Raw genomic sequence first — 13,258 nt, forward strand, 5'->3', positions numbered from 1 at the left:
GAATGAATCCACTCAATACAATCCATAATCAAACCATACTAATACAAAGTTCTTATCATCCTATTCCGCATTTAGAAACGGAAATGGAAATAGTAGAACGTTTATTAGAACAAAATAATACCATTTATTGGCTAGTTTGCAAAAAAGATTTCAAAGTCTGTTTCAACAATCCTACACATGATAAATGGATTTGTAATGTGTGCATTTCTAGAGTAAAAAAAGGAATTCAAGAAGTAAAAAAAAATACTAAAAATCCAGAAAAATTAATAGTTATAGAATATTCGAATTATTTAAAATTTGAAGAATATATAGCTAAACAAAATTTAAAATTTGATTTTAATTCTATTCAAGAGTTAAAGAAATATTCTTATAATGGTTATGATTTAGGTATGGCAACTGCCTCTTCTTTGGTTTCTTTTACTAGAGATCATGAACCTAAATTAGATAATCATCAAAAATTTATTGTTGATGGTATTAAAACAGGAGCTTATTTGTTTGAAGTTTTTAATACAATAACAAAAAATATTAATCCAGATTTAGTAATCTTTTTTAATGGACGTTTTGTTGAAAATCGTCCGTTATTGCGAACATGCCAACAAAACAATATAAAATATGCTACTCATGAAAGAGGTGGCAAGTTAAACACTTTTTTATTTAGAGAAAATTCTATTCCGCACTCAATAGAAACAATCAGTAAGGAAATGGAATCTTTATGGAAAAATGCAAAAGATGACAAAAATGAAGTAGGAAAACGCTTTTATACAAATAGGATTCAACGTGTTGAAGATGCTTGGTATTCTTTCACAAAAGAGCAACAAGAAGGAAGATTACCAGAAAGTTTTAAACATAATGAAGGAAAAAAAGTCATCACTATATTCAATTCTTCTTTAGATGAATATGAAGGTTTAGAAGGGTTTGGACCTTATTTTTATAAAAACGATAATTTAGGAATTAAACAGATTGCCGAAACGCTTTCATCTCATGAAAATATAAAGTTATACTTGAGAATACATCCTAATTTGAAAGGATTAAATAACGCTCAAAATAAATTTATAAAAGAAGAATTAAGAACAATTGATAGTATTGAAATTATTGGAGCAGAAGATAGTGTCGATACTTATGCCCTAATCAATAAAAGTGATATCATTGTTGTGTTTGGATCTACAGTTGGAGCAGAAGCTGCTTTTGCAGGTAAAAACGTAATCTTATTAGGAAAAGCTGCTTACGAGAATTTAAACTGCTTTTACATTCCTAAATCTCATGAGGAAACTATAAACGCAATTACAAATTCATCTTTCGAATTTCCAAAAATTGATACTGAGGACACATTAAAATATGGCTATTGGAATGAGAATTTTGGTATAAAGTATCAAAACTACGAGCCTATTAATATCTCTAAAGGAACTTACAAAGGGAAAAAAATAAAGGCAAATCGAATTACTAGTGAATTAAAAAGATTTTTTAATAAATAGTTAAAACACACATTTTAGATAAAAAACCACTTTATCTAAAAACTTGATTTTAGAAAAATAACCAGATTCATTTTTAACATACTTGAAATATTCAAAGTTGTATATTTTAGCATTTCGAATAGTTCTTAAAATAGTTTTATCAATGTGTTTTTCTAATAATTCTTGATTACAATAATGCAATTTCAAATTATTAGCTTTTAATATTTTAGATGCTTTAATAGTTTGCTTAATATCTTCAAAAGTTAAATTTCTTTTTAAAGAAACAGCATTAATATAAAATTGAAAATCTTTATTTTCAGATGAAATTCCTAAATTTTCTAACTGACGTTTTTTAATTAAAACTTCCGATTTTCTAAGATTTTCTTCTTTAGTCTGACTGATATTATTTGGATGCCAACGATATCGTACTAAAGATTCAGGAATATTATAAAATTCGGCTTTATTGATAAATTCGCAAAACATACCATAATCTTCCGCAGGAACAAATCGGTTTTCAAATTTAAAATCACCTAATAAATTTTTTCTCAGCATTACAGTAGGATTTCCTATTCCGCAATTGTTTAACATCTGAACTTTCAATTCATCATGCGTAACAGAATGTCTTATTACTTTTTCTTTTTTGTCCCCAAAAATTGTAAACCACGTTCCACACAAACCTAAATTTTCATTGGATTCCATTACTTTAATCTGTTTCTCAAAACGTGTAGGCATTGCAATATCATCCGCATCAATTAATGCAACAAAATTAGTTTCAGCCATTGCAATTCCTTCATTTCTTAAGTTTGCTGGACCTTCATTTTTCACTTTGTTAACAATTACAATTCTATCGTCTTGCGCTTGAAATTTTTCAAGTATCGATAAAGTTGCATCAGTAGAATTATCATTTAGAATGATATACTTAAAATCTTTAAAGGTTTGATTTAAAACACTTTCAATTGTTTCTTTTAAAAATTTTTCGCCATTATAAACAGGTGTAACTACTGTTAGTTTTTGCATAAAAAGATATTTTTCAAAAACAAAAGTAACTATTTAAAAGGGTTAATACTATATTTGTAAAATAAAAATTACACTCATGAAAATCCAAGTTGGTTTCTTAATTTCTTACGATTATGAATTACTAAAAAATGCTTTGCCTAGAGTTTATAAAGATGCAGACACCATTTTTTTAGCAATAGATAAAGACAGAAAAACTTGGAATGGCGCTTCATTTTCAATAGACGCTTCATTTTTTTCTTGGATAAAAGAAGTAGATTCAGAAAATAAAATTGTGATTTACGAAGATCAGTTTTATCAAGAAAATTTAACCACAATGGAATGTGAAGTTAGAGAAAGAAAAATGCTTTCAGAAAAAATGGGTATTGGAAACTGGTTAATTCAATTAGATGCAGATGAATATTTTTTAGATTTTAAAAAATTTGTTTCCGATATAAGAAAATATGATTCTTATTTAAAATCACCAAAAGCTCAAGAAATACAAATTGCTGCATATTTAGTAAACATTTACAAATTTGTAGAAGATGGCTTTTTGTATGTAGATGAACCAACTCGTTGCTTAACAGCAACAAATATTCCGAATTATAAAGTAGGAAGAAATACGAGAAAAAGAATTATTTATACTGATAATTTAATTTTACACGAAACGCTGTCTCGTTCTGAAAAAGAATTAGAAACAAAATTTAAAAATTGGGGACATAAAAATGAATTGAATCCGCATTTTTTAGAAAAATGGAAAAGCGCTACAAAAGAAAATTATCAAGAGTTGAAAAATGTATTTTACATTGAGCCAGAAAAATGGAAATCATTGAACTACGTTACAGGTAAAAATATCGATGAAGTTTCCAAAAATTTTAATCCTAAAGATTTTTTACCCTCATCATTTTATATTTGGAAGAAAAATTTCGGACAATGGTTTAAGTTTTTATTCAAAAAATAATTACTTATACAACTCCAAATATTGTTTCGCAGCTTTTTCCCAAGAAAAGAAATTGGCTCTAGTTCTTATTTTTTCAAGATAAAAATGCTTATTGCTTTCAAAATCATTCAGTTTAGAAAATAAAAAAGTTTTCATATAATATGGGTCAAAATTATCCCAATAAAAAGCAGCATCGCCACCAATTTCAGGTAATGAAGTTAAATTTGAAAGAAAAACAGGTTTGTCAAATTTCATAGCCTCAATAGGAGGTAAGCCAAAACCTTCTCTAATAGAAGGAAAAAGAAAGGCAGTACAATTTTCTAAATAATATTGTTTAGCTTCATCACTGACTTTTCCAGTTAGAATAACTTTATCTTGTAAATTATTTTCAGTAATATACTTACTAATTTCATAACCATACTCTTTTTGATTATTTCCAGAAATAATTAAACGATATCCTTCAATAAATGACATCATTTTTACTATTGATAAAAAGTTTTTACGAGGAATAAAATCACCAATAGAATAGAAAAAAGGTTGGTTTAATTTAAAATCAGGAACGAAAGAATTATTTTCAATTTTTACTTCTGACGGATTGCCATTATAAATAATGTGCTCAGGAACATTTGGAACATTAAAATATTGATGTGTTTGTTTCTTTGCAAACTCAGAAATGTAAGTTATAACATCAGCGCGATTTAATTTTTCAATAAATTTTTTATTAACCTTATGATTCATATTTGTTGAGATCTCTTCTACAAAATTAACATCATGAATAGTTAAAATGTATTTTTTAGGTTTAAAAAAGGGCTCAACTTTTGTATTTTGATTTAAACTATGCCAAACATCATATTTTGTTTTTTTTCTAAATAAAAAATGACGTTCTAAACTAGTATATTTTGAATATTTAAACGTGTTTTTAAATTCATTTTGTAATCTTTCAGGATGTTTTGCATTTAGTGTAATATCTAAATTGGAAATATCTAAATTAGAAATAGCTTTAATTAGTTGGTAATTAAAAGTTCCAAGACCACCTGCTTTGTTATTGATGTTGTGAGATTCTAAAAAAACGTTCATGAAATTAATTTCAGTAAAAATAAGATATGTTTCCAAATAATTAATTGGTTATCCTTATTTTTGGCAAAAAAAAGATGCTTACCATTTTTCCTATATATACAAATCTAAAAAATAAAATAATTTCGAGTATTGAAAATTTTCATACATCAGGCGAATTATTTGTTGCTGGAAAAAGAAATACAATTAAACTTTTTGAGGTTGACGAAGCATTAACGTTGAATATAAAATCGTTTAGAAAACCTATATTAATTAATAGAATTATTTATAAGTATTTTAGAAAGTCAAAAGCTAGGCGTTCTTATGAATATGCAACTGTTTTACTAAAAAATAATATTGGAACACCTAAACCTATTGCTTATTCTGAAAATACAGATATTATAGGACTAAAAGATAGTTATTATGTTTGTGAGCATATATTTTGCGATTTAACATATAGAGAATTAGTTGAAACGAATTATCCAGATGGAGAGAATATTTTACGTCAGTTTATTCATTTTACCTATGATATGCATAAAAATGGAATTGAATTTAAAGATCATACTCCTGGAAACACTTTAATTAAGAATAATCATGATGGTACTTATAATTTTTATTTAGTAGATTTAAATAGAATGAATTTCCATAAAGAAATGAGTTTTGAATTAAGAATGAAGAATCTTTCAAAAATTACTCCCAAAAAAGAAATGATTACAATCATGAGTAATGAGTATGCAAAAGTATCTGGAGAAGAAGAAGAACACATTTTTAAAACAATGTGGCAATTTACTCAGGATTTTCAATATAGGTTTCACAGAAAAAAAAGGTTAAAAAAGAAATTAAAGTTTTGGAAAAAGTAGTATTTTTATTTGTTTATGCTATTTTTGCCTGTGGTTCTATTTAACGCTTTATTTTTCATTTACATATTTTTTTGAATTTGTAAGATAAGCGTTTTTCACCTTTTTATACTTTGAATGAAACTATCAGTAATAATTACTACTTACAACTCCGAAGAATGGCTCAAAAAAGTTCTTATTGGTTATGAAAACCAAACTGAGAATGATTTTGAAGTAGTTATTGCAGATGATGGTTCTACCCAAAAAACCAGAGAATTATTGGATCAATTTTCACACTCATTTAAATATCCAATAATACATGTTTGGCAAGAAGACAATGGTTTTCAAAAATGCAAAATATTAAACAAAGCCATCTTAAAAGCAAACTCAGATTATATTATATTTACCGATGGAGATTGTATTCCAAGAGAAGATTTTGTATCAACTCATCTTAAATATAAAAGAAAAGGATATTTTTTATCTGGAGGTTATTTCAAATTACCATTATACACATCTTCTATAATTACAAAAGAAGATATTTTATCTAAACAGTGCTTTAACCCTTCATGGTTGTCTAAAAATAAAGTAAAAACAAATTTTAAATTAACTAAACTAATCCGATTTAAGCCTTTTACATTGTTTATGAATTGGATTACTCCTACAAAAAGGACATTTAACGGACATAACACCTCTTGTTTTAAAGAAGATTTAATTGCAGTGAATGGTTTTAATGAAGATATGCAATATGGTGGATTAGATAGAGAAATAGGAGAAAGGATGCTAAACTATGGCATCTTATCTAAACAGATTAGGTATTCAGCAATTTGTTTGCATTTAGATCATGAAAGAGGATATTTTAAGCAAGAAGAATGGGATAAAAACCTAAAAATAAGAGCTTATAATATTAAAAATAAAATTATACAAACCAAAAACGGAATTCTTAAACTTTAGAATCTAAGAAGCTTTTAATATTTTCTAAAAATAAAGCAGGTTCAAACTTAGTATAATATTCTAAAGAAAGGCTTTTTAACTCTTTTTCTGTTTTACCTTCAAATAATTCAGGTTTAAAGTCATTTAAATGAACAGAAGTATGTTTTATTCCATCTTCAAATGTAGCCCAAATTTTCTTTTCAATCCATGGTGAAAAAATAATAAATGACGATTTCCCTAAAGCTTTTGCCATATTAATAGCACCGCCATCATTACCAATTATTAATTCACAATTATTCATAAGTCCCATATAATCTCTCAAACTATCTCCAAATAATTCAAAATATATTTTCGACTTTGTTTTATCAGAACAATTTTCAAACACTTCTTTTGCTTGCTCTAGTTGTTTTGGAAAATAATTAAAGAGAATATTTACATTATAATGAATTCCGATATAATCCACAACCTGAGTCATGTAATTTAGAGGATATGTTTTTATATTTTCACTTCCTAGTAAACTAATCATGATTGTCTTTCTAGAAGAATCAATAGAATGATATTTAAAAGCTTCGTTTGCTTTTTCAATTTCTTCTGATGACAAATATAATTTGGGTTCAGTTATCTTCTCTATAGCTAAATGTAAAGGATTAAGTAAAGATAACCGTCTTTCTATGGCTAAACCTAAGTAAGTCTCTGGAAATGCTGCAAAAGGAACAGTATCTGTATAAATAAATTCTCTTCCTTTTTTTAGGTATGATATTTTTTGTTTGCCACCACATATAAGACAAATAATCCAACTTTGTAATTTTGAATAAGCATCTATTACCAAATCGTATTTTTCTTTTCTTATTTTAAAAGCAAATTGTAATAAATTCCATATCCCTTTTTGTTCTTTAGGGTTAAAAATGACTAAATTACTGATAGAAGGATTATTCTTTAGTATATCAACAGTATTATTATTGACTAAATAATCAATTTGTGCGTTAGGATATGCTTTTTTCAAGTTTTCACAAATAATGCTACTTACTAAAACATCTCCAATCATTTTATGCTGAATAACTAAAACTTTCATTTTGAAGTACTATAAAACTAATTTATTATCTATTAATCGAGTATTAAAAGATTGAATGTATGCCTTAATAAAACGTTCCATTTTAGTTCTAATCTCTTTATTCGAGTTTAATAGGTTTGTTTTCAATAATTCATCTTTCTTAAAATGATATAAACCTATTGCCTTTTTACCATCAAAAGCCATATAATAATCACCATCAATATAATGATAAATATTATCTAAATAATAAACAACAAAATCTTTCTCAGATTTATATGGTTTTCCAAAAGTAATCATTTTTGTTTTAATGTTTAACAAATCGAGAATTGATGGCATAATATCAATTTGTTGCATATTACGATAACTGATTCCTCCAAAATTTTTATCACCAGGGTTAAAAAAAGCAATTGGGACTCTAAATTTTCCAACATTTGTCTCAAATTTTTTCTCTGTTGCTTCTGATGAAGTATGATCGGCTGTTAAAACAAATATAGTATTTTTATACCAATCTTGTTTTTTAGCACTTTCAAAGAATAGTTTTAATGCATAATCAGTATAAGCAATACTCTCTTGAATTTTTGTCGTTCCTTTCGGAAATTTCCCTTTATATTTTTCAGGAATAGTATAAGGATTATGAGATGAAATACTAAAAATTGTAGTAAAAAAAGGCTCTTTAAATTCATTCATTTTACTGCAATAGAATTGAAAAAAGTCTTCATCAAAAACACCCCATGTTCCATCAAAAGATTCTGGACCCACATATTCATCTTTACCGAAATAGTTGTCAAAACCTGCAACATTACAATATTGATCAAAATTCTGACTACCATTAAAAGCACCATGAAAAAATGAAGTATTGTAACCATTGTCTTTTAATATTTTTGGCAATCCATAAACATTGTTTATAGCATAACTGGAAGTGATTAATGAATGATTCATTAAACTTGGAATACTTGAAAGTGTAGAAGGAACAGCGTCTATAGAAAGTTTGCCATTTGCAAAACCATTTTCGAAAAACAAAGATTTAGTTAGTAGAGAATCTAAAAAAGGAGTTTGTCCGCGTTGGATATTCTCTCTACCAAAACTTTCTAAAATTATAATTGCTACATTTTTTTTTGTAGGTTCTCCTTTTGGATTAATTTCTAATACTGGATTGAAAATAGTATTTAATTCTTTTTCCGAATAAAAATTAGGAGCCTCTAATGTTTCTTTCTTACCAATTGTCTTTAAAATAGAAAAAGGAGTATTCAATACAAACGCAGATTGGTTTATAGAACCATAACTTACCGAATCTACAATTCGTAATGGTTTTTTTTGAAAACCACCTCTTCCAAATAAAAAAATAACTCCCATAAAAAGCAAGAAAAACCCAAATTGTTTTAAGATTTGAATTTTAGTATTATTTTGAATTGAAATAATTTTTAATGTAGGAATTGATTTCCAAAATAGAAAAGAAAGCAGTATCGCAATAATTGGTAAATACCAAAATTCAGAAAGAAAAGAAAATATTAAAGTTTTAATTTCATTTTCCATTCCACTTGCTGTTATCATACCAAATGTACTTCTTCTTCCTGTGAATTTATAATATTCAAAATCCACAAAATTAGTAAGTAGAAAAATAAGGTTAACAGTATAGAAAGTTACTTTTAATACTTTTTGGTAACTAGGTTTATATTTAAAATTACCTGGAATAAAATGAAATAAAGCAAAAAGAAGGTTGATATATGCTATTGCAGATAAATCAAAATGTAAACCACCAATAATACTTTTAAAAGTAATAGCATTAAAATTACTGCTATTAAATAAGTAAAATAAAATACGACAAATTTGGTATAAGAATAAAACAAGTGTAAAACGTTTAAAAAACAGTTTTACACTTTGAAAATAATTTTGCATGTTATTGTAAAATATTTTAAACAGCTACGTTATATTCACGTAAAGCATCATTAAGTGATGTTTTTAAATCAGTTGAAGGTTTTCTTTGTCCAATAATTAAAGCACAAGGAACTTGATATTCTCCTGCTGGAAATTTTTTAGTATATGTACCAGGAATTACTACTGATCTTGCAGGAACAACTCCTTTATATTCTTTAGGTTCTTCACCTGTAACATCAATAATTTTTGTAGAACCTGTTAATACAACATTTGCTCCTAAAACAGCTTCTTTTTCAACACGAACTCCTTCCACAACAATACAACGAGATCCGATAAAAGCACCATCTTCGATAATTACTGGAGCAGCTTGTAATGGCTCTAAAACACCACCAATTCCAACACCACCTGATAAGTGCACATTTTTACCAATTTGTGCACAACTTCCTACTGTAGCCCATGTGTCAACCATTGTTCCTTCATCAACATAAGCACCAATGTTTACATAACTTGGCATTAAAATAACCCCTTTAGAAATATAAGCACCATGGCGAGCTACTGCGTTAGGCACTACACGTATTCCTTTTTCGGCATATCCTCTTTTTAAAGGCATCTTATCATGATATTCAAAAATACCCGCTTCAAGTGTTTCCATTTTCTGAATAGGAAAATAAAGAACAACAGCTTTTTTTACCCATTCGTTTACTTGCCATCCTTCAGCAATTGGCTCAGCCACTCTAAGCGATCCATTATCTATTAATTCAATAACTTCTCTTATGGCATTTTGAGTTGTTTCTTCTTGTAAAAGGGAACGATTATCCCAAGCTTGTTCTATTGTAGATTGTAAGTGTGTCATTGTAAAAAATTTGCTGCAAAGATAGTCTGATTTTTTTTAAATCATATTTCTTTTTAGTTACATATTTCTTCTTTGCTATTATAAATGTGAGTTTTGTAAATATTAAAATAAAGTTAAATTATGTGTTTTTTAGGTTGCTTCTTTCCTTCAAAGGAATATTGAGTTTCCTTATTTGTTTTTGCATTATTTTAAAATATACACTACTTTTTTAAGTTTTAAATAATAAATTTTAGATGTTTTTTTGCTTTTAATTATAGTAAATAAAATTTTTGAAAATAGTGTATTCATGCACTGATTACATTTATTTATTAAATGAAAACTGATTTTTATCAGTTTTTTTATTTTTATGTTTCTATAGTTTTGCACCATCATTGAAACTGCTATAACCTTTAAATTAATTAGCAAAAAAACAAACCAAAAAAAGAATGACATGGATTTAGACAATCAAGCAAAAAACACCCCAATAATAATTGATAAAGAGGTTTCGTGGGATAAGACTCAAGTGATTATGAGTAAAACAAATCCTCGAGGCATTATTGAATATGCAAATGAAGTTTTTGTAGACGTATGTGGATATGAAGATTATGAATTAATGGGACAACCTCATAACATTATTAGACATCCAGATATGCCCAAAGTTATTTTTAAAGTCTTATGGGAGAAATTAAAAGGAGGTGAAAATTTCCATGCAATTGTAAAAAACTTAGCCAAATCAGGGAGATATTATTGGGTAATTACAGATTTTGAAATAGCAAAAGATGATAAAGGAGTAATAGCTAATTATTTCGCTAGAAGAAGAGCCGTTCCACAAGAAGTTATAACAAATCATATAGAACCATTATATAAAAAATTATGGCAAATTGAAGCGGCAAGTGGAGTAGAATATAGTGAGAAATATTTAAATGGTTTCTTAGAAGAAAAAAATAAAACCTATGTGCAATATATTATGGAATTAATCTATGAACAAGAAAAATTAAATAGTAAAAACACAAAGGAAGAAGAAGAAAAGGGATTTTTTAGTAGATTTTTTGGAAGATAAAATTTCCAATTTTGTTTTATAATTATGGTTAGGACACATCTGTTTTTTTACAGATGTGTTTTTTTATAATTCTGTTTTTTAGATTGTATATCTTTGTACTTTGAAATGCATGTGTCAAAGCTATAATTTCATTGAAAAAACCATGAAATTTACAACTATTAATTATTGCGCTTCAATTTATCTTTAAAAACAGTTATTTAAGATGGAAGAACCAGATGTTATTTTAATAGGCGCTGGAATTATGAGTGCAACATTAGGAATTTTGATTAAAGAATTAGAACCTAATTGTAAAATTGAAATTTATGAACGTCTATCAGAAGCTGCCTCAGAAAGTAGCGATGCATGGAATAATGCAGGAACAGGTCATGCAGCTTTTTGTGAATTAAATTATACTCCTGAAAAGGAAGATGGTACTATTGATATTACAAAAGCACTTAAAATTTCCGAAGCTTATGAAGTTTCAAGACAATTTTGGAGTTATTTGGTTCAAAAAGGAATCTTAAAAAATCCAGAAATTTTTATACATTCTATTCCACATATTAGTTTTGTTTGGGGAAAAGAAAATGTTGCTTTCCTAAAGAAAAGACACGAAGCTTTAACTAAAAAAAGTTTATTCAAAAGGATGCTTTTTAGTGATGATAAAGCTGTTCTTGAAGAATGGATGCCTTTAGTGATGCATAATAGAGATAAAAATGAAGTACATGCAGCTACTTATATGCCAATAGGTACTGATGTTAATTTTGGAACATTAACCAGAGCTTTGTTTGAGTACTTAAAAGATCAAGAAGGTGTAACGTTATATTTTCAAACAGAAGTAGAAAAATTAAAGAAGCAAGAAGACGGAAATTGGAAAGTTAAAGTACGAAATTTAGAAACACATAAATCTAGAAAAGTAAAAACACCATTCGTTTTCATTGGAGCAGGTGGAGGTTCATTGCGATTATTAGAAAAAGCAGATATAGAAGAAGGAAATGGATTTGGAGGATTTCCAATAAGCGGACAATGGCTTCGTTGTATGAATCCAGAAATAATAAAACAACATAAAGCAAAAGTATATGGAAAAGCATCTGTTGGTTCACCACCTATGTCTGTGCCACATATTGATACTCGTGTTATAGATGGAAAACAAGAATTACTTTTTGGTCCTTATGCTGGTTTTACCACAAAATTCTTGAAAAATGGTTCCTATCTCGATTTAATCAAGTCCATTCAAACTGATAATATAAGACCAATGCTTTCTGCGGGCATAAACAATATTCCTTTAACCAAGTATTTAATTGAACAAGTGATGCAATCGCAAGAGGATAGAATGAAAGCCTTACGCGACTACTTTCCAAATGCTAAGAGTGAAGATTGGGTTTTAGAAACAGCGGGTAAAAGGGTACAAGTGATTAAAAAAGATAAAAACGGAAAAGGGGTTTTAGAGTTTGGAACTGAATTGGTAAATGATGATGATGGTTCGTTAGCTGTTTTATTAGGAGCTTCTCCAGGAGCATCCACATCGGTTTCTGTGATGATAGAAGTTTTGAGCAAATGTTTTGCTAATCAATATAATTCTGAAGCATGGCAAAATAAGTTTAAAGAAATGATTCCTGCTTTTGGTCAAACACTAAATGATAATGACGAGTTGTGTACTCAAATTAGGGCTATGACGAGTAAAACGTTGAAATTAGTAAACTAAAAAGATTTTACACAGATTTCACGAATTTTCACAGATTGATTTGTGTTAATTTGTGGGATCTGTTATTTTATGTATAATAGTTTTGAAATATTTGAGAAATGAATATAAAAGATGAATTAAACGCTGAAAATGGTTCTTTTTTACTTGAATTAAGAACTAATCTTAACTGGAACCATAGTTCATTCGTCAATCTTTTGACTGAATTAAATAATGAGTGTAAACGAACAAAAGGAAATCCAAATTTATCAAGAGAAATAGCTTCAGGAATTTGGTTCATATCAGATTTTATAAAAAACTGGACTGAACATAAGAATTTTCCGAAAATATATCCTCAAGAGTATTATGCAAAATCATACGAATTAATAACTGACTTGGCTAACACATACTTTATGACTGAATCATTGTATGAATCAGAATCCGAAATTGAAAATAGAATAATGCTATTAAAAAAAAGTTTATAACTATGACTTGTAAAAAATAATATTAGATTAGTGCTTAACCATTTTTTTGTTTAAATGAATTATAGATAGAATGAATATTAAATTTAAATTAAGTT

12 protein-coding genes are annotated in these 13,258 nt (G+C 27.5%); 7 read left to right on the forward strand and 5 right to left on the reverse strand.

Features of this window, described 5'->3' with window-relative positions:
• The first annotated feature begins 2 nt into the window (after window positions 1-2).
• Entirely contained in the window at window positions 3-1,472 is a 1,470-nt protein-coding gene (locus SY27_RS00620) for a hypothetical protein (protein ID WP_045966463.1), read from the forward strand.
• Here SY27_RS00620 and SY27_RS00625 read toward each other — a convergent pair whose 3' ends face one another.
• On the reverse strand, window positions 1,473-2,468 hold the full coding sequence (locus SY27_RS00625; RefSeq protein ID WP_045966465.1) for a glycosyltransferase family 2 protein: 996 nt from the start codon (window positions 2,466-2,468) through the stop codon (window positions 1,473-1,475).
• A gap of 76 nt (window positions 2,469-2,544) precedes the next feature.
• On the opposite strand from SY27_RS00625, the gene SY27_RS00630 reads away from it, so the two are divergent.
• Complete coding sequence (locus SY27_RS00630) at window positions 2,545-3,405, forward strand: hypothetical protein (protein WP_045966467.1); 861 nt, start codon at window positions 2,545-2,547, stop codon at window positions 3,403-3,405.
• Here the strand turns inward: SY27_RS00630 and SY27_RS00635 are convergent, their stop codons facing one another.
• The gene (locus SY27_RS00635) at window positions 3,406-4,461 is read right to left on the reverse strand and encodes a glycosyltransferase family 1 protein (RefSeq protein WP_045966470.1); all 1,056 of its coding nucleotides are present in this window, start codon (window positions 4,459-4,461) and stop codon (window positions 3,406-3,408) included.
• A gap of 74 nt (window positions 4,462-4,535) precedes the next feature.
• Here SY27_RS00635 and SY27_RS00640 point away from each other — a divergent pair, with 74 nt between their 5' ends.
• Window positions 4,536-5,297, forward strand: a complete 762-nt coding sequence (locus SY27_RS00640; RefSeq protein ID WP_045966472.1) for a hypothetical protein — start codon at window positions 4,536-4,538, stop codon at window positions 5,295-5,297.
• A 114-nt stretch (window positions 5,298-5,411) separates the two neighbouring features.
• Complete coding sequence (locus tag SY27_RS00645; RefSeq protein WP_045966474.1) at window positions 5,412-6,224, forward strand: glycosyltransferase family 2 protein; 813 nt, start codon at window positions 5,412-5,414, stop codon at window positions 6,222-6,224.
• Here SY27_RS00645 and SY27_RS00650 read toward each other — a convergent pair.
• From SY27_RS00650 to SY27_RS00660, 3 genes are read right to left on the reverse strand one after another with little or no spacing between them, the layout of a single operon-like run.
• Window positions 6,214-7,275 (reverse strand): glycosyltransferase family 9 protein, encoded by a 1,062-nt coding sequence (locus SY27_RS00650; RefSeq protein WP_045966476.1) that lies wholly within the window; start codon window positions 7,273-7,275, stop codon window positions 6,214-6,216. The genes SY27_RS00645 and SY27_RS00650 overlap by 11 nt on opposite strands.
• A gap of 9 nt (window positions 7,276-7,284) precedes the next feature.
• The gene (locus SY27_RS00655; protein WP_045966478.1) at window positions 7,285-9,150 is read right to left on the reverse strand and encodes an LTA synthase family protein; all 1,866 of its coding nucleotides are present in this window, start codon (window positions 9,148-9,150) and stop codon (window positions 7,285-7,287) included.
• Window positions 9,151-9,166: 16 nt separating this feature from the next.
• A complete protein-coding gene (locus tag SY27_RS00660; RefSeq protein ID WP_045966480.1) occupies window positions 9,167-9,982 on the reverse strand; it encodes a 2,3,4,5-tetrahydropyridine-2,6-dicarboxylate N-succinyltransferase in 816 nt (271 codons plus the stop codon).
• 430 nt (window positions 9,983-10,412) lie between these two features.
• Between SY27_RS00660 and SY27_RS00670 the strand changes: the two genes are divergently transcribed.
• The 3 genes from SY27_RS00670 to SY27_RS00680 all read left to right on the forward strand — a co-directional run bounded on the left by SY27_RS00670 (window position 10,413) and on the right by SY27_RS00680 (window position 13,163).
• Window positions 10,413-11,021, forward strand: coding sequence for a PAS domain-containing protein (locus SY27_RS00670; protein WP_045966484.1), 609 nt, complete (start codon window positions 10,413-10,415; stop codon window positions 11,019-11,021).
• A 202-nt stretch (window positions 11,022-11,223) separates the two neighbouring features.
• On the forward strand, window positions 11,224-12,702 hold the full coding sequence (locus tag SY27_RS00675; protein WP_045966485.1) for a malate:quinone oxidoreductase: 1,479 nt from the start codon (window positions 11,224-11,226) through the stop codon (window positions 12,700-12,702).
• A 98-nt stretch (window positions 12,703-12,800) separates the two neighbouring features.
• Window positions 12,801-13,163, forward strand: coding sequence for a hypothetical protein (locus SY27_RS00680; RefSeq protein ID WP_052705047.1), 363 nt, complete (start codon window positions 12,801-12,803; stop codon window positions 13,161-13,163).
• Window positions 13,164-13,258: the final 95 nt, after the last annotated feature.

It is taken from the genome of Flavobacterium sp. 316 (assembly GCF_000967805.1).
GTDB lineage: Bacteria > Bacteroidota > Bacteroidia > Flavobacteriales > Flavobacteriaceae > Flavobacterium > Flavobacterium sediminilitoris.